This is a genomic window from Mycobacterium sp. OAS707 (assembly GCF_014873705.1).
GTDB lineage: Bacteria > Actinomycetota > Actinomycetes > Mycobacteriales > Mycobacteriaceae > Mycobacterium.
Genome location: NZ_JADBDS010000002.1, coordinates 159931 through 186134, shown reverse-complemented (window position 1 = coordinate 186134; position 26204 = coordinate 159931). Strand labels below are relative to the sequence as shown.

General features: G+C 67.4%; 29 protein-coding genes. 12 read left to right on the top strand and 17 right to left on the bottom strand.

The window, feature by feature from the left end; all coding sequences use genetic code 11:
• Positions 1-8: 8 nt before the first annotated feature.
• Positions 9-557, top strand: coding sequence for a hypothetical protein (locus GGC64_RS11635; RefSeq protein ID WP_192722676.1), 549 nt, complete (start codon positions 9-11; stop codon positions 555-557).
• Complete coding sequence (locus GGC64_RS11630; protein ID WP_192722675.1) at positions 554-1348, top strand: SDR family NAD(P)-dependent oxidoreductase; 795 nt, start codon at positions 554-556, stop codon at positions 1346-1348. The genes GGC64_RS11635 and GGC64_RS11630 overlap by 4 nt, the downstream gene beginning before the upstream one ends.
• Here GGC64_RS11630 and GGC64_RS11625 read toward each other — a convergent pair.
• The 3 genes from GGC64_RS11625 to GGC64_RS11615 are packed head-to-tail and all read right to left on the bottom strand — an operon-like array spanning position 1345 to position 5997.
• Positions 1345-2820: an acetyl-CoA acetyltransferase gene (locus tag GGC64_RS11625; RefSeq protein ID WP_192722674.1), complete on the bottom strand. Its 1476-nt coding sequence runs from the start codon at positions 2818-2820 to the stop codon at positions 1345-1347. The genes GGC64_RS11630 and GGC64_RS11625 overlap by 4 nt on opposite strands.
• Before the next feature lie 4 nt (positions 2821-2824).
• The gene (locus GGC64_RS11620) at positions 2825-5116 is read right to left on the bottom strand and encodes a CoA transferase (RefSeq protein WP_192722673.1); all 2292 of its coding nucleotides are present in this window, start codon (positions 5114-5116) and stop codon (positions 2825-2827) included.
• Positions 5113-5997 (bottom strand): TIGR03619 family F420-dependent LLM class oxidoreductase, encoded by an 885-nt coding sequence (locus tag GGC64_RS11615; protein ID WP_192722672.1) that lies wholly within the window; start codon positions 5995-5997, stop codon positions 5113-5115. The genes GGC64_RS11620 and GGC64_RS11615 overlap by 4 nt, the downstream gene beginning before the upstream one ends.
• Positions 5998-6072: 75 nt before the next feature.
• Here GGC64_RS11615 and GGC64_RS11610 point away from each other — a divergent pair, with 75 nt between their 5' ends.
• Together GGC64_RS11610 and GGC64_RS11605 are read left to right on the top strand one after the other, a co-directional pair.
• On the top strand, positions 6073-8460 hold the full coding sequence (locus GGC64_RS11610) for a phosphoketolase (RefSeq protein ID WP_192722671.1): 2388 nt from the start codon (positions 6073-6075) through the stop codon (positions 8458-8460).
• A gap of 27 nt (positions 8461-8487) precedes the next feature.
• A complete protein-coding gene (locus GGC64_RS11605; protein ID WP_192722670.1) occupies positions 8488-9237 on the top strand; it encodes a CPBP family intramembrane glutamic endopeptidase in 750 nt (249 codons plus the stop codon).
• On the opposite strand, the gene GGC64_RS11600 is transcribed toward GGC64_RS11605, so the two are convergent.
• Positions 9238-9822: a CGNR zinc finger domain-containing protein gene (locus GGC64_RS11600; RefSeq protein WP_192722669.1), complete on the bottom strand. Its 585-nt coding sequence runs from the start codon at positions 9820-9822 to the stop codon at positions 9238-9240.
• A gap of 118 nt (positions 9823-9940) precedes the next feature.
• Between GGC64_RS11600 and GGC64_RS11595 the strand changes: the two genes are divergently transcribed.
• A complete protein-coding gene (locus GGC64_RS11595; protein WP_192722668.1) occupies positions 9941-10420 on the top strand; it encodes a hypothetical protein in 480 nt (159 codons plus the stop codon).
• On the opposite strand, the gene GGC64_RS11590 is transcribed toward GGC64_RS11595, so the two are convergent.
• Positions 10417-11433, bottom strand: coding sequence for a zinc-binding alcohol dehydrogenase family protein (locus GGC64_RS11590; protein ID WP_192722667.1), 1017 nt, complete (start codon positions 11431-11433; stop codon positions 10417-10419). The two genes, GGC64_RS11595 and GGC64_RS11590, sit on opposite strands and share 4 nt — an antisense overlap.
• Before the next feature lie 32 nt (positions 11434-11465).
• On the bottom strand, positions 11466-11744 hold the full coding sequence (locus GGC64_RS11585; protein WP_192722666.1) for a GlsB/YeaQ/YmgE family stress response membrane protein: 279 nt from the start codon (positions 11742-11744) through the stop codon (positions 11466-11468).
• Between the two features lie 181 nt (positions 11745-11925).
• Between GGC64_RS11585 and GGC64_RS11580 the strand changes: the two genes are divergently transcribed.
• Positions 11926-12180, top strand: a complete 255-nt coding sequence (locus tag GGC64_RS11580) for a hypothetical protein (RefSeq protein ID WP_192722665.1) — start codon at positions 11926-11928, stop codon at positions 12178-12180.
• Positions 12181-12200: 20 nt separating this feature from the next.
• On the opposite strand, the gene GGC64_RS11575 is transcribed toward GGC64_RS11580, so the two are convergent.
• The 3 genes from GGC64_RS11575 to GGC64_RS11565 all read right to left on the bottom strand — a co-directional run bounded on the left by GGC64_RS11575 (position 12201) and on the right by GGC64_RS11565 (position 15216).
• The gene (locus GGC64_RS11575; protein WP_192722664.1) at positions 12201-13181 is read right to left on the bottom strand and encodes an alanine and proline-rich secreted protein Apa; all 981 of its coding nucleotides are present in this window, start codon (positions 13179-13181) and stop codon (positions 12201-12203) included.
• Positions 13182-13404: 223 nt separating this feature from the next.
• On the bottom strand, positions 13405-14463 hold the full coding sequence (locus GGC64_RS11570; RefSeq protein ID WP_192722663.1) for a sulfate/molybdate ABC transporter ATP-binding protein: 1059 nt from the start codon (positions 14461-14463) through the stop codon (positions 13405-13407).
• Positions 14464-14469: 6 nt separating this feature from the next.
• Entirely contained in the window at positions 14470-15216 is a 747-nt protein-coding gene (locus GGC64_RS11565) for an ABC transporter permease (protein WP_192723842.1), read from the bottom strand.
• A gap of 161 nt (positions 15217-15377) precedes the next feature.
• Between GGC64_RS11565 and GGC64_RS11560 the strand changes: the two genes are divergently transcribed.
• The 3 genes from GGC64_RS11560 (at position 15378) to GGC64_RS11550 (ending at position 18511) form a co-directional block, all read left to right on the top strand.
• Complete coding sequence (locus GGC64_RS11560) at positions 15378-16049, top strand: SDR family oxidoreductase (RefSeq protein WP_192723841.1); 672 nt, start codon at positions 15378-15380, stop codon at positions 16047-16049.
• Between the two features lie 66 nt (positions 16050-16115).
• Positions 16116-17042: an LLM class F420-dependent oxidoreductase gene (locus tag GGC64_RS11555; protein ID WP_192722662.1), complete on the top strand. Its 927-nt coding sequence runs from the start codon at positions 16116-16118 to the stop codon at positions 17040-17042.
• Positions 17043-17140: 98 nt separating this feature from the next.
• Positions 17141-18511, top strand: coding sequence for an NAD(P)/FAD-dependent oxidoreductase (locus GGC64_RS11550; protein WP_192722661.1), 1371 nt, complete (start codon positions 17141-17143; stop codon positions 18509-18511).
• Here GGC64_RS11550 and GGC64_RS11545 read toward each other — a convergent pair.
• Genes GGC64_RS11545 through GGC64_RS11515 form a run of 7 tightly spaced genes read right to left on the bottom strand, consistent with a single transcriptional unit; the run spans position 18508 to position 23249 of the window.
• Complete coding sequence (locus GGC64_RS11545) at positions 18508-19134, bottom strand: urease accessory protein UreD (protein WP_192722660.1); 627 nt, start codon at positions 19132-19134, stop codon at positions 18508-18510. The genes GGC64_RS11550 and GGC64_RS11545 overlap by 4 nt on opposite strands.
• Positions 19116-19793, bottom strand: coding sequence for an urease accessory protein UreG (gene ureG / locus GGC64_RS11540; RefSeq protein WP_192722659.1), 678 nt, complete (start codon positions 19791-19793; stop codon positions 19116-19118). The genes GGC64_RS11545 and ureG overlap by 19 nt, the downstream gene beginning before the upstream one ends.
• 19 nt (positions 19794-19812) lie before the next feature.
• Positions 19813-20448 carry an urease accessory protein UreF gene (locus GGC64_RS11535; protein WP_192722658.1) on the bottom strand — a complete coding sequence of 212 codons (636 nt, stop codon included), beginning with the start codon at positions 20446-20448 and terminating at the stop codon, positions 19813-19815.
• Positions 20448-22181, bottom strand: coding sequence for an urease subunit alpha (locus GGC64_RS11530; protein WP_192722657.1), 1734 nt, complete (start codon positions 22179-22181; stop codon positions 20448-20450). The genes GGC64_RS11535 and GGC64_RS11530 overlap by 1 nt, the downstream gene beginning before the upstream one ends.
• Positions 22178-22492 carry an urease subunit beta gene (locus tag GGC64_RS11525; RefSeq protein ID WP_192722656.1) on the bottom strand — a complete coding sequence of 105 codons (315 nt, stop codon included), beginning with the start codon at positions 22490-22492 and terminating at the stop codon, positions 22178-22180. Before GGC64_RS11525 ends, GGC64_RS11530 begins: the two co-directional genes overlap by 4 nt.
• Entirely contained in the window at positions 22489-22791 is a 303-nt protein-coding gene (locus GGC64_RS11520) for an urease subunit gamma (protein WP_192722655.1), read from the bottom strand. The genes GGC64_RS11525 and GGC64_RS11520 overlap by 4 nt, the downstream gene beginning before the upstream one ends.
• A gap of 53 nt (positions 22792-22844) precedes the next feature.
• Positions 22845-23249, bottom strand: coding sequence for a PaaI family thioesterase (locus GGC64_RS11515; protein ID WP_192722654.1), 405 nt, complete (start codon positions 23247-23249; stop codon positions 22845-22847).
• A gap of 61 nt (positions 23250-23310) precedes the next feature.
• Between GGC64_RS11515 and GGC64_RS11510 the strand changes: the two genes are divergently transcribed.
• The gene (locus tag GGC64_RS11510; protein ID WP_192722653.1) at positions 23311-23688 is read left to right on the top strand and encodes a rhodanese-like domain-containing protein; all 378 of its coding nucleotides are present in this window, start codon (positions 23311-23313) and stop codon (positions 23686-23688) included.
• Between the two features lie 145 nt (positions 23689-23833).
• Here GGC64_RS11510 and GGC64_RS11505 read toward each other — a convergent pair whose 3' ends face one another.
• The gene (locus GGC64_RS11505) at positions 23834-24580 is read right to left on the bottom strand and encodes an iron reductase (RefSeq protein ID WP_192722652.1); all 747 of its coding nucleotides are present in this window, start codon (positions 24578-24580) and stop codon (positions 23834-23836) included.
• 219 nt (positions 24581-24799) lie between these two features.
• On the opposite strand from GGC64_RS11505, the gene GGC64_RS11500 reads away from it, so the two are divergent.
• Both GGC64_RS11500 and GGC64_RS11495 read left to right on the top strand, forming a co-directional pair.
• A complete protein-coding gene (locus GGC64_RS11500; RefSeq protein WP_192722651.1) occupies positions 24800-25216 on the top strand; it encodes a BlaI/MecI/CopY family transcriptional regulator in 417 nt (138 codons plus the stop codon).
• 14 nt (positions 25217-25230) lie between these two features.
• Entirely contained in the window at positions 25231-26181 is a 951-nt protein-coding gene (locus tag GGC64_RS11495; RefSeq protein ID WP_192722650.1) for a M56 family metallopeptidase, read from the top strand.
• Positions 26182-26204 lie beyond the last annotated feature (23 nt).

Below are 26204 nucleotides of genomic sequence, written 5' to 3'. Positions count from 1 at the left end.
GCCACATCATGGCCGCGTTGTCCGCGGTCGGTATGCTCGCCGGTTGTTCCGGTGCGACCGTGGTCAACACCTCCGAGACGTCGGGTGAGCCGACTGCCGCCGCGCCCGTCGCGTCGTCGCCGGCGCCGAGCAACGCACACCTCGTCAACGCGTTCGACTACGTCGGGCAGGCAGGCGACATCACCGGCTACTACTTCACCACGCCAAGCGGTAAGTGGCGCTGCGCGATCCTGACTCGCATCAAGGCAGGTTGCCAGGCGTCGAGCAGCTGGCAATCCGGCCTTGGGGTCGAGGGCGAGCCGGACTCGACGAACGCGATCGTCGTCGACGAACAAGGCGAACCGCAGTTCGTCACACTGGATCAACCGGAATTCACGTTGGAGTCCGGACCGGCAAAGGCGTTGCCGTTCAACAGAATTCTTGCCGCCGCCGGATTCCGCTGCAATGTGCAGGAATCCGGCGTGTCCTGCCTGAGTGAATTGAGCGGCAAGGGATTCACCTTCTCCGCCGACGGATTCACACCGCAATACACCGACGTGCCAGAAGGAGCGCCGTGAAAATCGAGGCGGGACAGACCGCGGTGGTGACCGGCGGAACCAGCGGCATCGGGTTTGCGATTGCGCAAGCGCTGGTGGCTCGCGGTGTGAACGTGATGATCGCCGACATCCGTGAGGACGCAATTCCCGTCGCGGTCGACGCGCTGGCCGGTTCGCCAGGTCATGCCGCCGGGGTGCGGGCAGACGTCAGCGTAGACGCCGACCTGGACGCCCTCGCCGATGCGACGGTCGAACGGTTCGGCCGCGTCGACCTCGTCTGCAACAACGCCGGGGTGGTCTGCGAACAGGCACCGACATGGGAACAGCGACCGGGGACGTGGCGCTGGCTCGTCGACGTCAAGCTGATGGGCGTCGTCAACGGGATCCGTACGTTCGCACCACTGTTCATCGCACAGGGGTCAGGGCATTTCCTCAACACCGCCTCGGCGGGCGGGTTGATGGCGCTGCCGATGCTCGCGCCTTACGCCGCGACCATGCACGCGGTGGTCGGACTGACCGAGACGCTGAACGCCGAACTACGCTCGGTGTCAAGCCTTTTGGGCGCAACCGTGCTGTGCCCCGGCCTCGTCGACACACCGCTGGGCGCCAACTCGGCCCGACTGGTGCCTCCGGACGCCGCCGCGACACCGGGCGACGGCAGCGGAATGCCCGCAGGAGCGATCAGCCCCGCGATCGTGGCCCAGGCCGCGATCGAGGCCGTCGAGGCCGACCGCGTGCACGCGATCGTCGGCCCACACACCGACGTGGTGGTGAAACAGCGCGTGGAAGGCTTGCTGGCCGATCTGGTCTAGATCAGGCTCGCGGTGCCGTCGGCATTGACCTGCACCTTGGCACTCGCGATGTCGTCGCGGATGGTCGCTTCGGCCTCCGAAGGCTCTGCGATCACCGCGAGCACCCGGGCATCCTCGGGTGTGCGCACGGCAAGGAAGGCCTTCTCTGCGGTGCCGGTGCGGCTGAACGGGGTGGTCCACGCCTCGACCGTGCCGACGCCTGCCCATTCGACCAGTCCATCGCGCGTCGGTTCGCGGTCGACCTCGGATTGCACGTCTTCCCAACGGAATTCGTGGCGCGGCGGCTGCGTGCCGTATATGCCGAAGCTGTGCTTGGTCAGATATCCGCCGTTGGCGGTGACGAGTCCGCGCTGGCCGGGGTTGGCGACCAAGCGCTCGGCCATGGTGGCGATCGAGTGGGTGACGTAGTTGTTCCACGGGCCGCCCGCGAACGTCAGGCCGCCGGTGACGGTCAACGGCCTGCCGGGGTCGCCGAGCGGTAGCCCGAGCTCGTCGGCGGCCACCTGCACCGCAGAGGGGAAACACGAGTACACGTCGATCAGGTCGAGGTCGTCTACGCCGACGCCTGCCAGCTGCATGGCCCGTTGCCCGGCGATCCTGATTGCGGGTGAGCGGTGGAACTCGGCCCGTTCGCTGATGGCATACGTGTCGTGCGAATCGGTGCCCGCGTACGGGAAAACCCAACGCTCGGAAGGAATTTGCAGGTAGGTCGCCTTCTCGGCTGAGGTGAGCACGAGCACCGCGCCCTGGTCGACCATGTTGTTGGAGTTCATCAGCTTGGTGTAGGGCCAGCTGATCATCCGATTGCGCGGGCTTGGCTGCCAGATCTGGTGTGGTGCCAGCGGCTCCCGGCTCCACGCGTGCGGATTCTTGGCCGCGACCCCGCTGAACTGTGACCACAGCGCGCCGATGCGCCGCAGATGCTCATCGGCTGACTCCCCCGCCGCGATCCGCAGGGCCTGCTCGAACATCGGATAGACGTAGGCCGGTCGGTCCAGCTTGATCCGAAGCTCGGCGGGCCCGGCCATCTGCATGTCTTCGTCGAGACGCTCGGCCATCGGAACGGACTCGTCCTGGCTGGTCCATTCCGGCTTGGCGCCGCTGGCGCGCAGTCTCGTTCGGGTGCGCCAGGTTTCGGCGCCCGCGATCAGCACCGCATCGGCGCGGCCCGCCTGGATGTCCAGGCACGCCTGGTTGACCAGCGTCTGCGGGACGTTGCCGCCGACCCCGGTGTAGCGGGTCGCGGCGTCCTTGGCGCGCAGCCGCTGGGCCAACAGCAGCCCAGGATCGCGGTAGCGCCAGGACAGCACGTTGACGACACGGATCGAGTCGACTGCCTCGAGCACCCGGGGGTCGGCCGCGGCGCGAGCGGCCGCCACCATCAGGTCGACGGGCTCGACGCCTGGGTGGTCGTCATGCTGGTTGACCTGGCCATAGCCGATGAGTACCGGCGTCCTTGGGTCGATGGGCATGGGTCTAGTTTGGTCTCTCCTGGTGAGTGAACAAAACTCCGTCGGCGAGCAGTCGATCGGTCTCGTCCGCGTCGAGGGACAGCAGCTTCTGGCAGATTTCGATCGTGTGCTCGCCCGGCATCGGGGCGGGGCGCAGTTCGGCGGGTGGGATGTGGATATAGGGCGCGGGTCCGGTCTCGGTCGGCATCGGCGCGTCGAACAGCGGATGAGCCATGTCGCTGAACATGTTTCGATGCGTCAGCTGTGGGTCGGCCAGCACATCGACGGCCCGGTACATCGGGGCGGCCGGCACCCCCGCGCGTTGCAGTGAATGCGCGACGTCCGTCTTGTCGCGGGTCCGCGTCCAGTCAGCGGGTTCCAGCCCGCCGGTGACCGCCGACAGCGCTGCGCGGTCGGAATCGTCACGCAGCGAGATCACGCACCACTCGTCGTCGCCTTCGCACGGGCAAACCACATGCACCGCGGGATCGTCGACGATCGGTTGGCCCGCGGCGCGGGCCTCGTCGGCGACATAGGAGGTGGCCAGTTGGTTCACCGCGGCCTCGGCCTGTGAAATATGTACGTGCGCGCCGGATCCGGTGTGGTCGCGGCCGATCAGCGCGGCCAATGCCGCGACCGCGGTGAGCCTGGCCGACACGTGATCGGGGAAGATCGTGGTCGCATCGTAGAAGCTGCCGAGCGGTGCGTCCTTCGAGGTCCACAGCCAGGTCACGCCGGTGGTGGCCCGCACAAGCGGGCCGTAGCCCATCCGCTCGCTCCACGGGCCGGTGGCCCCGAACGCGCTGCTCTCCGCTAGCACGATGCGCGGGTTGAGCTCACGCAGCCGCTGGTAGGAAAAACCAAGCGACGCAAGCGTTCCCGGCTTGAAGTTGGCGAACACCGCGTCGGCGCCTGCGACCAACCTCTCGAACAATGCGCCACCCGAGGGATGCCGCAGATCCAGGCCGAGGCTGTATTCATTGCGATGGGTCAACGCCCACGACCTGCTCATCACCATGCCAGGCGGGGTCTGACGCAAGCCGTCGGGATACGCGGCGCTCTCGATCTTGATGACCTCGGCACCGAGGTCGGCGAACAACCGGCCAAGCTCCCCGCCCGCCACGATCACACCGAGGTCGAGGATCCGCATTCCCTCGAACGGCCGAGTGGTGGCACCGGCCGCGGTCCGCTCGGGACGCTCTGTCGCCCAGACTGTTTGGTCGGCGCCGAGCGACGGCGCAGGGTCGGTGTATCCGGCGTGCGCGCCGTCGACGACGAACGGCCCAACCGGGACCGAAAGGCCCGGTTCGACATCGACCAGCGCCCCGACGGCCTGGAAATGCTCGGACGACAGCGCCTGCGCCGGCGTGAGCACCGCTGCGATCGGCACCCCGCGGCGCTGCCCCTCGGTAACCAGGTCGGCCATCGTCTGCCCGTCGCACAATTCCGCGAGAGCCTCGTTCAACTCGCGCGATGCCGCGTATCGCGCCGCGATGGTGTCGAACTTCGGGTCGGCGAACTGCTCGGGCTGACCCAGCCACGCCCGCATGCCCCGCCACTGCCGTGGTGACAGCAGACAGATGCGCACATATCCGTCCCGGCACGCAAAGATCGGGTACAGCTGCTGATTGCGCGGCCTGCCACGCCACAGCTCGTTGGACTTCTTCAGCCCCACAGCCGCCTGCCCCTCCGAGCCGAACGGCGGGTCGAGTGACTGCACCACCGCCTCGTATCGGGAGAAATCGATGTATTCACCTGTGCCACAACGCAATCGGTGATAGAAGGCGGCGAGGGCGGCCCATGCGGCCTGCACCGCTGCGGTGGCCGACGCAATTCCGAGCGGCGGCAGCACCGGCGTGCCCGAGGTCGGACCGCTGCGCGACAGCGCGGTCGACATGGCGTACAGCACCGCGTCGGTCGCCTGCCACGACGCGTGCGGGCCTGTTGCCCCGAAATCCGTGACCGACACTGCCACCAGCTGCTCGAACTGCTCGGCCAGCGCCGCACACGAGGTGCCATAGGCGGCCAACGTCCCGTCGTCCACCACGATGTCGGCCGAGCCTGCCAGCTCGATCAGCCGTTCGCGATCGGTGGCATCGCCTGGATCGAGTACCGCGCCGCGCTTGTTGGCGTTCTGTAACGCGAACGGAATGCTCACGCCGCCCATGCTGGGCAGCGCCTGTCGCGCCGGACTGCCTTGCGGGGGCTCGATTTTCAGCACGTCGGCGCCGAGGTCGGCGAACAGCCGGCTGACTGCATCGGAGTCCGCGCCGCCGCTGTCGAGCACCCGAACGCCCTCGAGAAGTCCTTTTCTCACCGGGCCAGCAGCCGTTCCACCCAGGCCAAGTGGGCGTCGGTGTCGGTCGCCACGTACTGCAGGTCGACGAACGCGTCGGGATAGCCGTTGTCGGCCAGCAGCGCAACGGCATCGGCGACCGTGTCGACCGGTGTGCCCTCGGCGACGTTGACCCGCACGTAGGTGTGGATCGTCGAAGGGTCACGGCCGGCGGCGCGGGCCGCCTCGTCGATCGTGTGCCGCTGCCAGCGCAGCATGTCGAGGCTCACGTTTGCCGGCACGTTCACCCCGGCCATCCAGCCGTCGGCGCGCCTGCCGATGCGGGCCAGACCGGCGGGCGTGAACGCGCCCAGATAGATCGGCGGGTGCGGACGCTGAATCGGCTTGAGGTTCACCCATGATTCGGGGATGGCCCACCGGTCGCCGTCATGTCGAACCGGATTGGCGGTCCACAGCGCATGGAGGGTGTCCAGGAGTTCGTCGAGTTGTGCGCCGCGGCGACGAAACGGTGCGCCTGCGGCCTGGTACTCCTCGGGTGACCAGCCGATGCCGAACCCGGGCAGCAGGCGGCCGCCGCTGATCACGTCGATGCTCGTCAACTGCCGGGCCAACTGCACCGGCGGGTACCACGGCGCCACGAACACGCTGCTGCCCAGCCGGGCCGTGGTGGTGGCGGTAGCAGCCACCGTCAGCGCGATGAACGGATCCAGGTTGGTGCGAAACTCCTCGGGCACGGTGTCTGAGCCGACGTAGCCGACGGTCGGATTGACCGCTGCCAGCAGCCTGTCCCCCACCCAGAGGCTGTCGGCGCCGAGTTGTTCGGCTGTCGACGCGTAACGGGCGAGCTCGCCGACGGCCAAGGCGGCTGACTCCCCGAACTGCGGCACCGCGAATCCGAGCACGACCGTCAGGCTAATGCTTGAGGTTCAGCGATTCGGGTACTAGGCCCCTACTGCTGTTCACCCGCCGAGACGATGATGAACCAAGTGACCGCCCAAGCCCTTTCCCCGACGCTGTCCGATCGCGAACTCGAACTGATCAACGCCTACTGGCGCGCTGCCAATTACCTGTCGGTTGGCCAGATCTATCTGCTCGACAACCCGCTGCTGCGTGACCCATTGGTCGCCGAGCACATCAAACCGCGGCTGCTCGGCCACTGGGGCACCACGCCAGGGCTGAACCTGGTGTACGCGCACCTGAACCGTGTCATCCGGCACCGCGACCTCAACGTCATCTACGTCACCGGTCCAGGCCACGGCGGTCCAGGCCTGGTTGCGAACGCATATCTGGAGGGCACCTACAGCGAGGTGTACTCGGGCATCGAGGAAGATGTCGACGGACTGCGAAAGTTGTTCCGCCAGTTCTCATTTCCCGGTGGCATCCCCAGCCATGTCGCCGCGGAGACGCCAGGCTCGATCCACGAGGGCGGTGAGCTCGGCTACGCGCTGGTGCACGCCTACGGCGCCGCCTTCGACAACCCGGATCTGATCGTGGCGTGCGTGATCGGCGACGGCGAGGCCGAGACGGGTCCCCTGGCGACGAGCTGGCATTCGAACAAGTTCCTTAATCCCGTCACCGACGGCGCGGTGCTGCCGATCCTGCACCTCAACGGCTACAAGATCGCCAACCCGACGGTGCTGGCGCGCATCCCGCAGGAGGAGTTGGAATCACTGTTCTACGGATACGGCTACCGGCCGATCACGGTCGCCGGGGACGATCCGACAAACGTGCATCAGCAGCTGGCCACCGCGTTGGACGAGGCGTTCGATCAGATCGGCGCGATCCAGCAGGCGGCGCGGCTGGACGGTGAGGCGGGCAGGCCCCTGTGGCCGATGATCATCATGCGCACCCCCAAGGGCTGGACGGGCCCGAAGGAGGTGGACGGCAAGAAGGTCGAGGACACCTGGCGGTCGCATCAGGTGCCGTTGTCCGAGACGCACACCAACCCCGAGCACATGGCGCAGCTCGAGACGTGGCTGCGCAGTTATGCGCCCGAAGAACTGTTCGACGAGCAGGGCGTGCTGCGGCCCGAGCTGCGGGCGCTGGCACCGACGGGGCAGCGCCGAATGAGTGCGAATCCACACGCCAACGGCGGGCTGCTGCTGCGCGATCTCGATCTGCCCGATTTCGCCGACTACGCCGTCGCGGTGGACAACCCCGCGGCGTCAACCGCCGAGGCCACCCGTGTGCTCGGCACGTTCCTTCGTGACGTGATCGCCCGCAACCCCGACCGGTTCCGGTTGATGGGGCCCGACGAAACCGCGTCGAACCGGCTCGCGGCGGTCTTCGAGGCGACCGACAAGGCGTGGCTGGCGGAAACCGGGCCCGACGACGAGAACCTCGGGCCCGAAGGCCGCGTCATGGAGGTGCTCTCTGAGCATCTGTGCCAGGGCTGGCTCGAGGGCTACCTGCTGACCGGCAGGCACGGACTGTTCAACTGCTACGAGGCGTTCGTGCACATCGTCGACTCGATGCTCAACCAGCACGCCAAGTGGCTGACCCGCAACCGGGAACTGCCATGGCGGCAGCCGATCGCGTCACTGAATTATCTTCTGACATCCCATGTTTGGCGTCAGGACCACAACGGGGCTTCGCACCAGGATCCCGGGTTCATCGATCACGTCGCGAACAAACGGGCCGAAGTGGTACGGGTGTACCTGCCGCCGGACGCCAACACGTTGCTCTCGGTCGCCGATCACTGCCTGCGCAGCCGCGACTACGTCAACGTGATCGTGGCGGGCAAGCAACCGGCGCTGACGTACCTGGACATGGACGCCGCGATCGCCCACTGCACGCGGGGGCTCGGGATCTGGGAGTGGGCCAGCAGCGCCACCGGTGAGCCGGATGTGGTGCTGGCATGCGCGGGCGACATCCCGACGCTGGAGACGCTGGCCGCCGCCGACATCCTGCGGCGCGAACTGCCCGAGTTGGCGGTCCGTGTGATCAACGTCGTCGACATCATGCGGCTGCAACCGGATTCCGAACACCCGCACGGGCTTTCGGACCACGAGTTCAACTCGTTGTTCACCACCGACACGCCGGTGATCTTCGCCTACCACGGCTACCCGTGGCTGATTCACCGGCTGACGTATCGCCGGGCCAACCACGCGCAGATGCACGTGCGTGGGTTCAAGGAGCGCGGCACCACGACGACACCCTTCGACATGGTGATGCTCAACGACCTCGACCGGTTCCATCTGGTGCTCGACGTCATCGACCGGGTGCCCGGGCTCGCCAACCGCGCCGCAGTGCTCCGTCAGCGGATGCTCGATGCCCGGTTGGCCGCCCGGCGCTACACCCGCGAGCACGGCGAGGACGACCCGAAGATATCGGGTTGGACCTGGGATTCTGCCTTCGAGCGGTGACAGCGGCCACCCGTATACTCGGGTGCAATGTCCGAGCAGGTGGTGGCCCCCGTCGTGGGCCAGTTGGCTGCGTTGCACCACATGCGCACCTATGTCGACATCGGCGTGGTCGTGGTGGTGTTGGCGCTGACCAATGTGATCGCGCACTTCACGACGCCATGGGCCGGCATCGCCACCGTGCCCGCGGCCGCGGTCGGCCTGCTGATCCTGGTGCGTTCGCGTGGTCTCGGCTGGGCTGAACTCGGCCTGAGCCGCGAACACTGGAAGGCAGGCGCCGGTTACGCGGTTGCCGCTGTAGCGGTGGTGTTGACCGTGATCGCGGTCGGCATGCTGCTGCCCTGGACCCGGCCGATGTTCATGAACAACAACTACGCGACGGTGTCGGGCGCGCTGATCGCCTCGATGGTGATCATCCCGCTGCAGACCGTCATCCCGGAGGAACTCGCGTTTCGCGGCGTTCTGCACGGCGCACTCAACCGCGCCTGGGGCTTCCGCGGCGTGGCGGCGGCGGGCTCGTTGCTGTTCGGCCTGTGGCACATCGCCACATCGCTGGGCCTGACCAGCAGCAACGTCGGCTTCACCCGGATCTTCGGCGGTGGCGTGTTCGGCACGGTCGCGGGTGTGGTGCTTGCGGTCGCGGCGACTGCGTTCGCTGGTTTCGTGTTCACCTGGCTGCGCAGGCGCAGCGGCAGCCTGATCGCCCCGATTGCATTGCACTGGTCGCTCAACGGGCTGGGCGCATTGGCCGCCGCCCTGGTGTGGCACCTGTCGACCTGACTAGCGCGCCTTGCTCCTGGCGCGAAACGCTCGGTTTTTCAACTTGTTTCCACACGCCGCCATGTCGCACCAGGTGCCGCCGTGGTTGCGCGCCCGGTCGTAGAACGCCCACCGGCATTCGTCGTTTGCGCAGGCCTTCAACCGCGCCCAACTGCCGTCGCGCTGAGCGTCGCGAATGATCAGCAGCAGGCCGACCAGTCGCTCGCGCAACGAATCACCGGCCGCCGCTAAGCGGATTTCACCGTCGTCGCCGAGATCCGCGCGGGCGCTGCCGGTGTCCGCGACGGCCCTCAACACGCCCAGCGCTGTTTTATTCGGTGGCGGCCCGCCCGCGTTGTGTACCAACATTGTTCGTAGCGCCTCGCGCACAGCACGGACGAGGTCAAGGTCCTCCTGCGACAGGTTGGCCCGCGGCGCCAGCAGGTTGTTGTCGACAAGCCACGGCAGGGCATCGTCGGGGTCCGCCAGGCGGTCCTGCCCGATCTCGATGTCGATGGTGTTCACCAGCGACTGGATCCGATCGAGCGGGGCCGGCGCAGGTCTCTCCTCGTTGTCGCCAGTCCAGCGCCCAGGCGCTCTCGTCATGCGGCCAGTCTAAACGCGCATGACCGTTAAATCAACTTGACTGGTCATGCATGACCGGTATAGCGTGTTAGATAGTCACGAGGTTTGAGCGCGGTTTTCTAGGCAAGAGGTAGTGGAGATGTCGAACAACAGGATTTCGCCCGATCTGTTTTCCGTCGTGAGCGACGCCGAGTGGCGGAGCGCTGCGTCGCGGCCGTCACTGGTCGCTCGGCTGATCGCGCGGTTACGTGCCGACACGTTCGACCATCAGCTTGCCGTCGGTGTTCCGGCTCCGGCAGGCAGCGCGCTCGCTGCGCATCAGGCGCGGTTGACGTCGACCGCCGAACGCGAAGCCATTGCGCGGTCGCTACGGACGGCCGTGAATGACTCCCACACCGGAGCCGTCTTCTCATCGCGGATTCCGTTGCACGCCCGCAACATTGCGGCGGCCGAAGAGCTGATCGACACGATCACGTTGCGGCTGCACTCTCCTCAGCCGGTGTGCGCACGCGGGATGGCGCGGCTGCGCCGTGTGCTTTCCGACGGCAGCGGTCCGCTCTACTGGTACGGCGAGGGTGACCTGCGTGGCCGGCTCGGCGCGGCACTGGCAGCGCTCTAGACCAACAGCACCGCTGCGCCTGCGATGCGGCCCTCGCTCAGGTCCGACAGTGCCGTATCCGCTTGCGCGAGCGGATATTCCGGGCTGGTCACGTCGATGTGGTGCTGACCGGCGAACGCGAGGAACTCGCGGGCGTCGTTGCGGGTGTTGGACGTCACCGATCGCACCTGACGCTCTTGGAACAGGTGGCGCTCGTAGTTCAGCGCCGGGATGTCGCTGAGATAGATGCCCGCGATCGCCAGCGTGCCGCCTCGGTCGAGGGCCTCGAGCGCGGGCAGCACCAGATCGCCGACGGGCGCGAACAGAATCGCGGAGTCCAGTGGCACCGGCGGCCGGTCGGTGGATCCCTGCGCCGAGGCCGCACCCAGTGACAGCGCCAACTCGCGGGCATGCTCGCCGCGGGTCATGACATGTACCTCTGCGCCCTGCGCGATGGCCACCTGGGCAGTGAGATGGGCGCTGCCGCCGAACCCGTAGATGCCGAGCCGGCCGCCCGCAGGCAGCTCGGCTCGCTGCAGTGAGCGGTAGCCGATGATGCCCGCGCACAGCAATGGAGCCAATTCGGTGTTGGAATACCCCGAGGGCAGATGATGCGCGAAAGCTGCAGGGACAGTGGTGAATTCGGCGTATCCACCATCGGCGTCCCAGCCCGTGTAGCGGGACTCTGGGCAGAGATTCTCCTGCCCGCGGATGCAGAACTTGCACTGCCCGCAGGTGTGACGCAGCCACGCGATGCCGACTCGGTCGCCGACGGTGAACTCGTCGCCGGCATCGGGGCCGACTTCGGCGACCTCACCGACCACCTCGTGGCCGGGGACCACACCAGCGCGGTGCACCGACAGGTCGCCTTCGGTCACGTGGAGATCGGTGCGGCACACGCCGCAGGCGTGCACGGCGACCAGGAGTTCGCCCGACCCCGGCCGAGGCACCCCGACAGTGACGCGATCCAGCGGGCGAGTGGTGAGCGGGCCCGGTCGACGAACCCGCCACGCGGTCATGGTTGGGGCGGCCATCCACCTATGGTGCGCGCCCGTCGCGACTCGGGCTAAGTCTTAGACGTTCGTCCCTTCACGAAGCCGAAGACCAGCAACAGGATCACTGCCCCAACGAGGGCGCCGAGGAAGGAATGATTGATCGGTGGGGTGACCGTGAATTCGTGCGGCGGAAAGACAACGCTGCCTAACGTGCCGCCGACATAGCCGCCCACGATCCCGAGTAGCGCTGTCAGGATCAAGCCCATGTCGTGCTTGCCGGGCACGATGAATCGAGCGATCGCGCCGACAATCAATCCGAGAATGAGCATCCAGATGACGTGCCAAATCATGATGTAGACGGTATACCGGCCGCGGGTAAGGTTGCTGACCCCCGAAATGGGCCAGAACGTCAATTGTTTCCGCAGGTCGTCGAACGCCGCGGAATCCGTAGGAAAAATCCCGATTCGCAATCGGTCACGACGGCATAACCTGGATATAACGGGCCGGGGACAGCGAAATAAGGGGTGAACAATGAAAGCACTTGTCGCACTAGCGGTCAGCGGGTTGGTAGCGAGCGGCGTCGCGTTGGCCGCTCCGGCCAACGCTGGATGCCAGAGCGGATGGACGCCGTGGGGCGGCGGGGAGATATGCGACGGACCCATCGCACCCGACGGCACCTTCCAGCGCTGCCAGACCGTCGGCGTCTTGGGTTTCGGCGGGAGCATGCCCTGCTTCGTCGTCGACGCCAACAATCTGAACGGCCAACCGCCGTGGGTAGGCCCGTAACAGCCGACCGCCGCTAGCGCTTAGCCCGCAGGCATCATCCCGGGCGCACTGTTCGGGTCGACCGGGACCGGCACGCCGACGTTCGGATTCTGCCCAGGCGTGTTGGTACCGCCCGCGGGTGGCGGAGGCGCGTTCGGGTCCGGCGGCGGCGGTGGCGGCGCGGTGTAGGGCCGGATCGACTGAGCCAGCGTCACGGCCTGGTCCTTCGGCACCGGATTGTTGGCGGTGCCGAGCCAGACCACGAACCAGCGCTCAGGGGCACGCTGTCCGCGCGGTGTGCCGGGCGCGGTCGGTGCTCCGACGACGCCCGCCCAGATCTGGCCGACCGGCTTGTTCGCGTCGGTGAACTTCACCTCGTAGTACGACGCAACGCCGTCCATGCCGCCCGCGTTGAGCGGAACGGTCTGCTGGTTGACGCGCGTGCCGGGGAACGGCATGAAGAACTCACCCATGTCGGATGCGAGCCGCTGGGCTGCCTTCGTGTTGTCCGTCTCCGCGCCCGCGAACAGCTTCAGGTCAAGCCGGCCGAGCAGCACGCTGGTGTCGCTGGGCGGTTGTGCCGGCTGCCCGTTCGGACCGGGGGCTGCCTCCGGCGGCGGGATCTTGTTCAACAGTGCCTGCCCGTAGGACAGCTGGGTGGCGTCGGCCACCTTCCAGCCCGCAGGCACCACATAGCTGAAGCCGCCTGCTGAGTTGTTGACCCGACCCGGCTCCGGCGGCGGAGCGGGCGCCGGCGCCGGCGCGTTCGGATCCGGCGGCGGCGCATTGGGATCAGCGGGCGGTGGCGGAGGTGCGTTGGGATCGGCGGGCGGCGGCGGCGCAGGCGCCTCCGGAGGCGGACCGTTGAGGAACGTATTGCCCGAGGGCGGTGGCGGCGGAGGCGGCGTCGTCGGATCGGCATTGGCCACCGACGGCAGTGACAGCACCACCACGGAGGCACCGGTCAGCGCAGCGATCGCCAGTGTCTTCGAGAGGCCCTTGCGGTGTTCCGGCTCAAGCATGTGGAAGAAACTACCGTGTTACGGCCGTGACGCAAGTGCGAGTTGCTCAAAAAGTGCTCAGCTGAAAGATTGCTGTATATCAAATAGTTACTGAGAGAACCTATTTCAGATGATTGCTGGCATGGCGAGGCCCCCGCGCGTCGCGCGGGGCGTGTGTTCTCACTGATGCCCCCGGTTTTGTGGCCGATTCGCAACGTTTTGATCGCGCCCGCCAGCCGGTCCGTTACGGGCCCGGATGCACGGTGACCTCCTGAGCCTTCACCGAGAAGTAAACGCGATCGCCCGGCACCAGACGTAACTCGGCCGCCGATTCGGCGGTGATGTCGGCGGCCAGGCCCGGAGCGCCGTCAGGTTGCTCGTCGGCGCGTACGCGAATCACCGCACCACGACTGTCGAGTTCGGCGACCGTCACCTCGACGGTGTTGCGCGGACTGCCATGCGGCTTGTCGCGGTATACGGCGACGGCGGCAGGGTTGAACAACGCCACCGCCGATTCACCGGCCCCCAGGTCCGGCCCCGGGCTGCCATGCCAGGAGGTCCCCCACTGCGTCGTCAGTACGCCGTCGGCGTTCGCGGTGCCGCCGACGAGGTTGACGCCAGCGAAGCGCGCGCCGAACCGGCTCCGCGGGGTAGCCAAAATCGTTGCAGCCGAACCACTCTCGACAATCCGGCCGGCCCCGAGCACGAGTACCCGATCCGCGAGGGTGAGCACGTCGAGCAGGTCGTGGGTGATCAGAACGGCAGATCGGCCGTCACGGGCCAGCATGCGGCGCAGCACTTTGCGCATCGCGGTGGCCGCCGCGACGTCGAGGCCCGCCAGCGGTTCATCGAGCAGCAACACGTCGGGTTCTGCGGCCAGCGCCCGCGCCAATGCCACCCGCTGAGCCTGTCCGCCCGACAACTGCCTCGGCATCCGGTCGGCGAGTTCGGCCGCGTCGACCTCGGCGAGCCAATGTGCCGCGGCGGCACGGGAACTGCGGGGGGCGAACGCGACGTTGCCGGTGACGGTCAGATGGGGAAACAACAACGCGTCCTGCAGCAGCAGACCGACGCGGCGGTCGTGGGTCGGCACGTGTACACCGGTCGCGGTGTCGGTCAGCACGCGCTGGCCGACGCGCACTTCCCCGCGGTCGGGCCGCACCAGGCCGGCGATCACATGCAGCGCCGTCGACTTGCCCGACCCGTTCGGCCCGAGCACGGCCAGCACTTCGCCGGCGGCGACGTCGAATTCGAGGTCCACACCGCGGCTTTCGACGACTGCCCGCAACGCAACCCCGGTCATCGTCGGCTACCAGGCATCGGCGCCCCGCAGGCGGCGACTGCCCAGTCCGACGACGACGACCGCGGCGACTGCGACCAGAAGCAGGGACAACGCAACCGCGGCGTCGGCGTCGCTCTCGCGCTGCAGATAGATCTCCAAAGGCAGTGTGCGAGTGACACCCTCACGGGAACCGGCGAAGGTCAGCGTCGCACCGAACTCCCCCAGCGACCGCGCAAACGCCAGCACTGCACCGGAGATGAGCCCTGGCGCCAACAGCGGCAGCGATACCCGCCACCACACCGTCGTCGGCTTGGCCCCGAGCGTCGCGGCGACCAGCTCGTAGTCGGCTCCCGCCGTGCGGGCGGCACCTTCCAACGCGATGACCAGGAACGGCAGCGAGACAAACGTCTGCGCGAGCACCACCGCCGTCGTGGTGAACGCAATCTGAATGCCCGCGGCGTCGAGATACTCGCCGAGCAGCCCGAGCCTGCCGAACGCATACAGCAGCGCGATCCCCCCGACCACCGGCGGCAGCACTAGCGGCAACAGGATCAGCGGCCTGGCGATCCGAACCACGCGGGCATTGCTGCGCGCCAGCACCAGCGCCATCGGCACGCCGAGCAGCAGGCACAGCAGCGTGCTGGCCGCCGCGGTCTTCAGGCTGAGCAGCAGCGCCGTGGTCGACGACTCGCTGGAGATCAGCGACCAGAAGCGCGGCCAATCGACCTTGGCGGCGACCGCGATCAATGGCACGACCACGAACAGCGCGCCCATCGCCGCGGGGACGTATATCCAGCGGGGCAGCACAAATCCCGACCCTATGACACGTACACCGAACTGTTGTCGTGTCGAATTTCACGCCCTAGCTACTGTCCAGTAACATGAGCCAGGATCGCTGGGGTTCAGCGTTGAACGAAGGCAGGGAGGTCCTTGTGATGGAGGTGCTCGTCACCGGCGGCGATACCGATCTTGGGCGCACGGTCGCGGAGGGCTTCCGCGACGCGGGCCACCGAGTCGTGATTGCAGGCGCCCGCCGCGACGATCTCGAGGTCGCCGCCAAGGAGCTCGACGTCGACGCGATCGTGTTCGACAACACCGACCCGGCCAGCCTCGAAGAGGCGCGCAGCCAGTTCCCCCACCACCTCGACACCATCGTGAACGTGCCTGCGCCGCGCTTCGACGCAGGCGATCCGCGCACCTACACGCTGGCCGACCTGGCCGCGGCGTGGCGGAACACCCTCGACGCGACCGCGTTGTCTGCGGTGCTGACTGTGCAGATCCTCGGCGATCACCTGCGTTCCGGCGGGTCGATCGTCAACGTCATCCCCGAGCAGCCCCGCGAGGGCAGCGCCGAGGCCGCGGTGAAGGCCGCGATTTCCGATTGGACCGCGGGCCAGGCCACGCACTTCGGCACCCGCGGGATCACCGTCAACGCGGTGGCCTCCGGACGCAACGCCGAGCCCGGCTACGACGGCCTCTCCCGCACCCCGGCTCCGGTCGCCGAGGAGATCGCCCGGCTGGCGTTGTTCCTGACCACCCCTGCTGCGCGGCACATCACCGGCCAGACACTGCACGTCAGTCACGGCGCGCTGGCACAGTTCGGCTGAATATTCCCTCGTTCGCCCGAAGCTAAACGGGGTGACCGCCCCGCTTAATTGTGGTTGCGTGAAGGCGTGACCATCAAACTCGGACTTCAGATCCCCAACTTCTCCTACGGCACCGGCGTCGAACAGCTCTTCCCGACCGTCATCGCCCAGGCGCAAGAAGCCGACGCGGCCGGCTTCGACTCCGTCTTCGTGATGGACCACTTCTATCAGCTGCCCGGTCTCGGCACGCCTGATCAGCCGATGCTCGAGGCGTACACCACCCTCGGCGGGCTGGCTACCGTCACCAAGAACGTCCAACTCGGCACGCTCGTCACCGGCAACACCTACCGCAACCCGACGCTGCTGGCCAAGGCGATCACCACGCTGGACGTGGCGAGCCAGGGCCGCGCCATTCTCGGCATCGGCACCGGGTGGTTCGAACTCGAGCACGACTCGCTCGGATACGAGTTCGGCACCTTCACCGACCGCTTCAACAAGCTCGATGAGGCACTGCAGATCATCCTGCCGATGCTCAAAGGCGAGCGGCCGACCTTCGAGGGCCGCTACTACCGCACCAAGGAGGCGATGGCCGAGCCGCGGTTCCGTGACCACATCCCACTGATGATCGGCGGCAGCGGCGAGAAGAAGACAATTCCATTGGCGGCCAAGTACTTCGACCACCTGAACATCATCGCCGGGTTCAGCGAGCTGCCGCGCAAAGTCGCCGTGGTCAAGGAGCGCTGCGAGGAGATCGGCCGCGACCCGTCGACCCTGGAAACCAGCATGCTGGTGATGGCGGTCATCGATGAGAAGGTCGGTCCCGATCTGGTACCGGACGACTTCAAGGACCGTGCAGCGGTGGGCAGCGCAGAGTCGGTGGCCGACCAGATTCAGTCCAAGGTCATCGACGCGGGTGTCGACGGGGTCGTCCTCAGCCCGGTGACGAGCCTGAACGGCTACCAGCCCGGCGGCATCACGGCGGTGGCCGAGAAGTTGAAGCCGCTGCTCGGGTAATCCCGGGCGGGGTGGCAAATCTCACCGTTTTGTGGGGATGCGGGGCGGCTACCGTAGTGTCTGTATAACTGCACGTGTAGTCCGTCGAGGAGCCCAAAATGAGCCATCCCGGAGCCACTGCAACTGATCGACACAAGGTCGTGATCATCGGTTCGGGGTTCGGAGGGCTGAACGCCGCCAAGGCACTCAAGCGCGCCGACGTCGACATCAAGATGATCGCCAGGACCACGCATCACCTGTTCCAGCCGCTGCTGTACCAGGTGGCCACCGGCATCATCTCGTCGGGCGAGATCGCCCCGCCCACCCGGATCATCCTGCGCAAGCAGAAGAACGTCCAGGTGCTGCTGGGCAACGTCACGCACATCGACCTGGCCAACAAGACGGTCAAGTCCGAGCTGCTCGGCCACGACTACGTCACGCCCTACGACACGCTGATCATCGCGGCCGGGGCGGGCCAGTCCTACTTCGGTAACGACCACTTCGCGGAGTGGGCGCCCGGGATGAAGACCGTCGACGATGCGCTCGAACTGCGCGGCCGCATCCTTGGCGCGTTCGAACAGGCGGAGCGTTCCAGCGATCCCGCCCGGCGCGAGAAGCTGCTGACATTCACCGTTGTCGGCGCCGGTCCCACCGGTGTCGAGATGGCCGGGCAGATCGCCGAACTCGCCGACCACACGCTCAAAGGGGCTTTCCGCCATATCGATTCGACGCAGGCACGGGTGATCCTGCTCGATGCCGCACCCGCGGTGCTGCCGCCGATGGGCGAGAAGCTGGGCAACAAGGCCAAGGCCCGGCTGGAGAAGATGGGTGTCGAGATTCAGCTCGGCGCGATGGTCACCGATGTGGACCGCAACGGCATCACGGTCAAGGATGCCAACGGCATTCGCCGCATCGAGTCCTCGACGAAGGTCTGGTCAGCCGGTGTGTCTGCCAGCCCGCTCGGTCGCGACCTCGCCGAGCAGTCCGAGGTGGAGTTGGACCGCGCCGGGCGCGTCAAGGTGCTGCCGGACTTGACTATCCCGGGCTACCCGAATGTCTTCGTCGTCGGTGATATGGCGGCTGTCGAAGGGGTGCCCGGCATGGCGCAGGGCGCGATTCAGGGCGCCAAGTACGCGGCGAAGGCCATCAAGGCCGAGCTGAAGGGCGCCGACCGGACGCAGCGCGAACCGTTCCAATACTTCGACAAGGGCTCGATGGCGACGGTGTCGCGGTTCTCCGCGGTTGCCAAGGTCGGTCCGCTGGAATTCGGTGGTTTCATCGCGTGGCTCGCGTGGCTGGTGCTGCACCTGGTCTACCTCGTCGGATTCAAGACCAAGATCACCACGCTGCTGTCGTGGACCGTGACGTTCCTGTCGACGGCGCGCGGCAACCTGACCATCACCGAGCAGCAGGCCTACGCGCGCACCAGGATCGAAGAGCTGCAGGAGATAGCGGCGTCCGTGCAGGACAAGGAGAAGGCGGCCAGTTAGAGCCGCTCGCCCTGCCAGGTCGACAGGCAGCCCCCGCCAGCCAGCGCCAGCGCAACCCCTTCGGTCTGCACGTCGCTGTCCGGATAGTGGAATTCGCTGATGCATGCCATCGGCGTGCCCAGTGCGTCGTCGGCCACTGCGCCGTGACCAAGCTCGATGCGATGCCGTAACAACGGACAGCCGTCCACATCGGCGTGTAACGAGCTGGACCAAAAGCCTTGCCGCTCATCGGATCTGCCGATCTGGATGCGCTCGCGCAGGCGGATCCGGCCCGATGCGGCCAGCTCGAGTCGGGTCGAGGTGAAATGACGCGACGTGGCTGCGACGACGGTCGGCTGCGGGTCGAGGTCGAGATCGCCCGCCACTTCGAGGGTCCAGAACGCATGCGACTCCGGCGTCGCCGATCCCGGCAGCGTGATCGTCGCCGCTGCCGTGCGCACCCGCAGTCGCGCGCCCTCTTCCACCACGACCCGGACGTGGATCGCGTCGCCGCCAAGCGGGGTGGCCGCCGCCGAAACCAGGTGCACGGTATCGGGTTCGGTGCGGCGGGCCGCGAGTCCTCCCCCGCATTCGATGCGCGGCGCGCGGTCGCGCTGCGCGACGATCAGGACGTCGGAACGCATAGCTGTTCGCGCACCCACGCCAGCACCGCGCTCGCGGCGGGGTCTTCCGTCAACGAGATCAAAGCCGTCGGCCGCTCGCCGCGGACCTTGGCCGCGTCACGGCGCATGACGTCGAGGTCGGCGCCGACCAGCGGCGCCAGGTCGGTCTTGTTGACTACCAACAGATCCGAGAAGGTGACCCCTGGCCCGCCCTTGCGCGGCACCTTGTCGCCGCCCGCGACGTCGATGACGAAGATCTGCACGTCGACCAGACCCGAGGAGAACGTGGCCGTCAGGTTGTCGCCGCCGGATTCCACCAGGATCAGGTCGAGGCGGTCATTGCGCGCGATCAAGTCGTCGATCGCGTCGAGGTTGGCGGTGATGTCGTCGCGGATAGCGGTGTGCGGGCAGCCGCCCGTCTGCACCGCGGCGATCCGCTCGTCGGCCAGCACGGCGTGGCGGCGCAGGAAGTCGGCGTCCTCGGTGGTGTAGATGTCGTTGGTCAACACCGCGAGCGACAGCTCGTCGCGCAGCTGCCTGCACAGCGCCGCCACGAGCGCGGTCTTGCCGGAGCCGACGGGACCGCCGACGCCGATGCGCAGCGGTTCGCCCGGCTGCCGCTGGCGGCGCGGACGCGCGGTGTGTGCGTGGGGTTCGCCGTCGAGGTAATGCGGTGGCATATCGAAGATCCAGTGCCTTTCACGAAACAAATAGTGGGCGCTCGCGTTGGCTGTGCCGCTGGGCCAGCACGTCGAGCAGCGGGTCGGACAGGTCGGCAAGCTCCTTGCAGGCCTCGGCGGCGGTTGCCTCGCACAGCGGCGACAGCTCGAACGTCAGCGCGGCGACGTCGGCGGGATCGAGTGCGAGCAGTCGCTGTGCGGCCGTCGCTGAGCCGGTCATCGTGGTGTAGACGACCGAAAGCGCGGTCTGGTCGGGGTTCAGCCCGCCCGCGTGGCCGACCGTGCCTGCGGCGACGGCGAGGTGCGGCGTCGTCCCCAGCGGGCGCCAGTCATGGTCTGGCCACACCCGCCGCGCCAGCCGTGCGAGACCGCGGCCCTGTGCGCGCGACGCCTGCCGCGCCGCCGGAGCCGGTGTACGGGCATCGGTTTCGCGGTCGGCATCGGACATCGTCAGGGTGCCCGCATGCACGGCGGCGGCCAGCGACGCCGTCACCAGGCCGGCGGTGCGGATGCGACGGCTCAAGTAGGCCCGCAGTGTCGCGAGGTCGACCACGATCCCGGAGCTGACCGCCTCTTCGACACCACCGGAGTGCACGTGCCCGCCGGTCGGCAGTCGCGAGTCGGTCAACGTCAGCAGCGTCGAGAGGTTGGTCATCAGAACAGGAAATATCTTTGCGCCATGGGCAATTCGGCTGCCGGCTGCTCCTGCCAGACATCGCCGTCGATGCGCACGGTGAACGTGTCGGGATCGACCTCGATGCGCGGCAGCGCGTCGTTGCGCGGCATCTGGGCTTTACCGATCTTGCGGACATCAGAGACCGCGACCAGCTTCCGGTTGACGGCGAGCCGGTCGGCCAATCCGTCCTCGAGCGCCTGTGGTGCGACGAAATGCACCGACGTGGCGGCGGCCGCTGCAGGTGCGGCACCGAACATCGGCCGCGGCAGCACGGGCTGCGGTGTCGGGATCGAGGCGTTGGCGTCTCCCATTGCGGCCCACGCGATCATGCCGCCCTTGAGCACTGCGTGCGGGCGCACGCCGAAGAACGCCGGCTCCCACAGCACCAGGTCGGCGAGCTTGCCGACCTCGACCGAGCCGATGTGATCGTTGAGGCCGTGGGCAATGGCCGGGCAGATCGTGTACTTCGCGACGTAGCGCTGGGCCCGGTTGTTGTCGGCTCCCTTTGCGCCGGAGGCATCCCCTTCGAGCGCGCCGCGTCTGCGCTTCATCACGTGAGCGGTCTGCCACGTGCGCAACACCACCTCGCCGATGCGGCCCATCGCCTGTGCGTCGCTGCCGATCATCGAGATCGCGCCGATGTCGTGCAGCAGGTCCTCGGCGGCGATGGTCGACGGCCGGATGCGGCTCTCGGCGAACGCGAGATCCTCGGGGACGCTGGGGTTCAGGTGGTGGCACACCATCAGCATGTCGAGGTGTTCGTCGAGCGTGTTGACGGTGTGCGGCCGGGTCGGGTTCGTCGAACTCGGCAGCACGTTGTGATGTGAGACCACTGTGATGATGTCGGGCGCGTGGCCGCCGCCGGCGCCCTCGGTGTGGTAGGCGTGTATCGAGCGTCCCTTGATGGCGGCCAGCGTGTCTTCGACGAAGCCCGCCTCGTTCAGCGTATCGGTGTGGATGTTGACCTGCACGCCTGCCGATTCGGAAACCGTCAGGCATGCGTCGATCGCAGCAGGCGTCGTCCCCCAATCCTCATGCAGCTTGAATCCCGCTGCGCCGCCGCGCAATTGCTCCCACATCGATTCCGCACTGACGGTATTTCCCTTGCCGAGGAGCGCGATGTTCAGTGGCCACGAGTCGAGCGCTTCGAGCATCCGGGCCAGGTGCCAGGAACCTGGCGTGACGGTGGTCGCCTTGGTGCCTTCGGCAGGGCCGGTGCCGCCGGCGATGATCGTGGTGATCCCGCCGCCGAGCGCCTCCTCCATGATCTGGGGACAGATGAGGTGCACGTGGCAGTCGATGGCGCCCGCGGTGACGATGCGGCCGTTGCCCGCGATGATCTCGGTGGACGGCCCGACGACCAGATCGCGGTGAACGCCGTCCATGATGTCCGGATTGCCGGCCTTGCCGATCGCGACGATGCGTCCGTCGCGAATGCCGATGTCGGCCTTGATGATTCCCCAGTAGTCGAGGATCACCGCGCCGGTGATGACGGTGTCGGGGGCGCCGTCGGCGCGGGTGACGCGGCCTTGGCCCATCGATTCGCGAAGAACCTTGCCGCCGCCGAACACCGCCTCGTCGCCTGCCAGGCCGGGGCCGCCGCTGCGGTCCTCGGTGATCTCGATCAACAGGTCGGTGTCGGCTAGCCTGATCCGGTCGCCGGTCGTCGGCCCGAACAGCGCCGCGTAGCGGGCCCGCGACAATTCCGTCATGAGGCGTCCAATCGACCGGGAGGATTCAGCGTCAGCCCGTACACCTCGCGCGAGCCGCGCAATGGAACGGTCGAAACCTGTTGCGCCACACCGGGTTCGAATCGAACAGCGGTACCGGCTGGGATGTCAAGCCGATGACCGTACGCAGCGTCGCGGTCGAACTGCAGCGCGGCGTTGGCCTGCGGCAGGTGCACGTGGCTGCCGACCTGAACGGGGCGGTCGCCGGAGTTCACCACATCGAGGGTCAACCGCACCGCTCCGGCGTTGATCTCGATATGGCCGTCGCCGTGCAGGATTTCGCCCGGCTTCACGGGATCGGCCGGTGCACGGTGACGAGCTTGGTGCCGTCAGGAAACGTGGCTTCCACCTGGACGTCGTAGAGCATCTCGGGCACGCCCTCCATCACCTGGTCGCGGGAGAGCACCTCGCGGCCGCTGACCATCAACTCCGCCACGGTGCGCCCGTCGCGGGCGCCCTCGAGCAGGTGGTCGGTGATCACGGCGACCGCCTCGGGGTGGTTCAGCTGCAGGCCGCGGGCCTGCCTGCGGCGGGCTAGCTCCGCGGCATAGGAGATGAGCAGCCGGTCCTGCTCATGCGGGGTCAAACGCATAGTGCGCGATATTGCCACGGAGCGCGGCAGTCAGCAGCGCACGCGAGATCGGGTTACTCCGCGGGGAGGTTCTGGAGCCGCACCTGGCCGCGGGCGATGACGCGGTCATCGTCGTCGCTGATCGTGACCAGCCACAGCTGCTGGCGGCGGCCCCGATGGATCGGGGTCGACTGCGCTGTCACGGTCCCCGACGAGATCGCGCGCAGGAAGTCGGTGTTGTTGTTGACGCCGACGACTGTGCCGCCGCCGTGTTCGGCCAGCCAGACGGCGCCGGACACGCTGGCCACGCTCTCGATCACGGCGCAGTACACGCCGCCGTGCACGATTCCGGCCATCTGCAACAGCTTGTCCTTGATCTCCAGTCGCGCCCGGCCCCCATCGGGCGTGAGCTCGAGGTATTCCAGCCCGAGCTCATTGTCAAATCCCTGGCCCAGCTGGCCGGCTACGTCGGTCGTCACGTGGTTTTGTCTACACGGCGCAGACGACTTCGATGCGAGCGGGCCGGGGCTATCGTCGGGCATGGCCAAAACCGCGAAAGACCTCGTCGCAGCTGCCAACGAAGTCGTCCCCAAGATCTCGCCACAGCAGGCCCAGGACCTGATCGCGAAGGGCAATGCCCTGGTCGTCGACGTTCGAGACGCGCCGGAAGTCGAGCAGAGCGGCAAGGTGGCGGGCGCTGTGCACGTCACGCGCGGCATGCTGGAGTTCCGTGCCGATCCCGAATCGCCTTACCACGACCCGAGTTTCGCGAAGGACAAGACGGTGATTGTCTACTGCGCGTCCGGAGGACGTGCAGCGCTGAGCGGCAAGGCGCTCAAGGAACTCGGCTATGGCGAGGTCTACAACCTCGGTGCGTTCAAGGACTGGGCGGAGGCAGGCGGTCCCGTCGACAAGTGATCGATGAAAGCGGACGGGCCCCACGCCGATGGCGCGGGGCCCGTCCTTCGAATGGACCGGGAGTCTCTGCAGCCCTCAGGACTCCGGCGCGGTCCGGTGGTGCGGTCTTTGGTGGGCAGCCTCGCTAAGAGTAGGCAAGGCTTGCCTAATTTAGCAAGGCCTTCCGCGCACTTGATCTGCTGATGCCGCGCACCGGCAGGCCGAAGCCGACCAGCGCGTCGAGCACGGCCTGCGCGCGCCGCATGCTCGTCAACTCGCTCGAACCGGCCAGCAGCGGAACCTGGGTGGCCGCGCTGACGACCGCGCCGCCGACGATGTGCCACATCGACGCGACGGACATGGCGCCGGCGCACACCTCGTACAGGCTCGCGAACAGCGGATCGAGTGCGCGGTGGCAGCGGTGTGCGACCCACGTTGTCAGCGCCGCCTCGCTTGGCAACGCGACGATGCCGGGACCGGCCAGATCCGGATCGTCTGGCATCGCCCGCAGCAGCGGATCGGCCACGCCGACCCAATCGATGGCGCCCTCGGAATCCACGTGCACCCAGAGGTTCTCCAGGCCGGTGTCCCATGCGCGACCCTCGAGCACCAGAAGCGGCACGACGCGTCCCACGACGACATGCGCGAGCGTGGCGGCCAGCTGCTGGGCCACGGCCGCCCGGCTGTCGGTCTCGGCCGCGGCGATGTCGTACATCGCCTGCAGTCGATCTGCCGTCACCGCCTCGGCCAGCGGCCACCATCGTCGTCGCGACAGGTCGCCCATCACGGCGACGCCGTAGACCCGCGGGCATTCGGGGTAGAGCGCGCGCAGTCTGCCGCTGGATTCGTGTAGCGGCAGCGTCTGCCTGATCGTCATGCTCGAGATGAGCGGGTCGTCGATCAGCACCGACATGGGAACCTCCCAAAGTTCAGTTAGGTTAGCCTTACTATAGTCATGCGGTGATGCGAGGCCAGCGCCTGTGACTCGACTCACAAGACGAGGTGGCGATGCTGATGACCACTGGCGGAACAAGGCGGGCAGGCCGCGCCGTTGTGCTGACGCGTTCGATACGACGCAACGTAGTAACGCCGTAGTACCCTGGATCTACTGCCCGTAGGAGATGAACGGAACATGGCAAAACTGACGCGTCTTGGGGAACTGGAACGCGCTGTGATGGACCATCTGTGGTCCTCCGGCGAGCCCCAAACCGTGCGCCAGGTCCACGAGGCATTGTCGGCTCGACGCGATCTGGCCTACACAACGATCATGACCGTGCTGCAGCGGCTGGCGAAGAAAAACCTCGTCGTCCAGCATCGCGACGACCGCGCCCATCGATACGCGCCGATGCACGGCCGCGACGAGCTGGTCGCGGGGCTGATGGTCGACGCTCTCGACCAGGTGTCGGACTCCGGCAGCCGCGAAGCCGCGCTCGTGCACTTCGTCGAACGCGTCGGCGCCGACGAGGCCGCGGCACTGCGCAGAGCGCTGGCCGAGTTGGAAAGCAAACACAGTCAATCCCCGCCCGCTGGTAATCCGGGCACCGGCTGAGAAATACTGACAGCGTGTCCGCGCTGGCCTTCACCATCGTCGCGCTGGTCCTGTCGGGACCAGTCCCGGCAATGCTGGCGCGGGCGTCGTGGCCGCAGCGCGCTCCGCGGGCCGCGATCGTGCTGTGGCAGTCCATCGCACTTGCCGCGGTGTTGTCGGCATTCTCCGCCGGAATCGCAATCGCCAGCAGGCTGTTCGTGCCGGGGCCCGACGGTCGCCCGACCGCAACCGTCACCAGTGAGATCGAGGCGCTGGGCTGGCCGCTGTGGGGCGCCCTCGTCGCCGTCTTCGCGCTGACCCTTGTCATCGGGGCCCGGCTGACGTTCGCCGTCGTGCAGGTTGCCATCGCCACCCGGCGCAGGCGCGCCCATCACCGGATGATGGTCGACCTCCTCGACATGTCACACGAGTCGAACCCGCCTCAGGTCTGTACCAAGGCCAGCGGTCTTCGCATCCTCGATGTCAAGCAGCCGCTGGCCTATTGCCTGCCTGGCGTGCGCAGCCGTGTGGTGGTCAGCGAGGGAACACTGAAATCCTTGTCCGACAGCGAGATTGACGCGATTCTCACCCACGAACGCGCGCACCTGCGGGCCCGTCACGACCTGGTTCTGGAAATGTTCACCGCGGTGCACGCCGCGTTCCCGCGGTTCGTCCGCAGCGGCAATGCGCTGGACGCCGTGCGCCTGCTCGTCGAAATGCTCGCCGACGACGCCGCCGTGCGCGCGGCCGGACCTACTCCCCTCGCCCGAGCGCTGGTCGCCTGCGCCGCAGGGCGCACCCCGTCGGGTGCGTTGGCCGCGGGCGGTCCGACGACCCTGCTGCGGGTCCGCCGACTCGGCGGAGCGCCGAACAGTCGCGCCCTCGCCGCGAGCGCCTACCTCGCCGCGGCCGCCGTGCTGGTGATACCTACTCTGGCGCTGGCCGTGCCCTGGCTGACGGAATTACACCGGCTGTTCACCGCGTAGTGATAAGTAGCCGTAACTCACCA

Excerpts from the sequence above, each read along its gene's own strand:
- GGC64_RS11635 (WP_192722676.1), top strand. The coding sequence starts at position 9 with ATGGCCGCGTTGTCCGCGGTCGGTATGCTCGCCGGTTGTTCCGGTGCG.
- GGC64_RS11625 (WP_192722674.1), bottom strand. The coding sequence starts at position 2,820 with ATGCCCATCGACCCAAGGACGCCGGTACTCATCGGCTATGGCCAGGTC.
- GGC64_RS11610 (WP_192722671.1), top strand. The coding sequence starts at position 6,073 with ATGAACCAAGTGACCGCCCAAGCCCTTTCCCCGACGCTGTCCGATCGC.
- GGC64_RS11605 (WP_192722670.1), top strand. The coding sequence starts at position 8,488 with ATGTCCGAGCAGGTGGTGGCCCCCGTCGTGGGCCAGTTGGCTGCGTTG.
- GGC64_RS11600 (WP_192722669.1), bottom strand. The coding sequence starts at position 9,822 with ATGACGAGAGCGCCTGGGCGCTGGACTGGCGACAACGAGGAGAGACCT.
- GGC64_RS11595 (WP_192722668.1), top strand. The coding sequence starts at position 9,941 with ATGTCGAACAACAGGATTTCGCCCGATCTGTTTTCCGTCGTGAGCGAC.
- GGC64_RS11590 (WP_192722667.1), bottom strand. The coding sequence starts at position 11,433 with ATGGCCGCCCCAACCATGACCGCGTGGCGGGTTCGTCGACCGGGCCCG.
- GGC64_RS11585 (WP_192722666.1), bottom strand. The coding sequence starts at position 11,744 with ATGATTTGGCACGTCATCTGGATGCTCATTCTCGGATTGATTGTCGGC.
- GGC64_RS11580 (WP_192722665.1), top strand. The coding sequence starts at position 11,926 with ATGAAAGCACTTGTCGCACTAGCGGTCAGCGGGTTGGTAGCGAGCGGC.
- GGC64_RS11575 (WP_192722664.1), bottom strand. The coding sequence starts at position 13,181 with ATGCTTGAGCCGGAACACCGCAAGGGCCTCTCGAAGACACTGGCGATC.
- GGC64_RS11570 (WP_192722663.1), bottom strand. The coding sequence starts at position 14,463 with ATGACCGGGGTTGCGTTGCGGGCAGTCGTCGAAAGCCGCGGTGTGGAC.
- GGC64_RS11565 (WP_192723842.1), bottom strand. The coding sequence starts at position 15,216 with ATGGGCGCGCTGTTCGTGGTCGTGCCATTGATCGCGGTCGCCGCCAAG.
- GGC64_RS11560 (WP_192723841.1), top strand. The coding sequence starts at position 15,378 with ATGGAGGTGCTCGTCACCGGCGGCGATACCGATCTTGGGCGCACGGTC.
- GGC64_RS11550 (WP_192722661.1), top strand. The coding sequence starts at position 17,141 with ATGAGCCATCCCGGAGCCACTGCAACTGATCGACACAAGGTCGTGATC.
- GGC64_RS11545 (WP_192722660.1), bottom strand. The coding sequence starts at position 19,134 with ATGCGTTCCGACGTCCTGATCGTCGCGCAGCGCGACCGCGCGCCGCGC.
- ureG (WP_192722659.1), bottom strand. The coding sequence starts at position 19,793 with ATGCCACCGCATTACCTCGACGGCGAACCCCACGCACACACCGCGCGT.
- GGC64_RS11535 (WP_192722658.1), bottom strand. The coding sequence starts at position 20,448 with ATGACCAACCTCTCGACGCTGCTGACGTTGACCGACTCGCGACTGCCG.
- GGC64_RS11530 (WP_192722657.1), bottom strand. The coding sequence starts at position 22,181 with ATGACGGAATTGTCGCGGGCCCGCTACGCGGCGCTGTTCGGGCCGACG.
- GGC64_RS11520 (WP_192722655.1), bottom strand. The coding sequence starts at position 22,791 with ATGCGTTTGACCCCGCATGAGCAGGACCGGCTGCTCATCTCCTATGCC.
- GGC64_RS11510 (WP_192722653.1), top strand. The coding sequence starts at position 23,311 with ATGGCCAAAACCGCGAAAGACCTCGTCGCAGCTGCCAACGAAGTCGTC.
- GGC64_RS11505 (WP_192722652.1), bottom strand. The coding sequence starts at position 24,580 with ATGTCGGTGCTGATCGACGACCCGCTCATCTCGAGCATGACGATCAGG.
- GGC64_RS11500 (WP_192722651.1), top strand. The coding sequence starts at position 24,800 with ATGGCAAAACTGACGCGTCTTGGGGAACTGGAACGCGCTGTGATGGAC.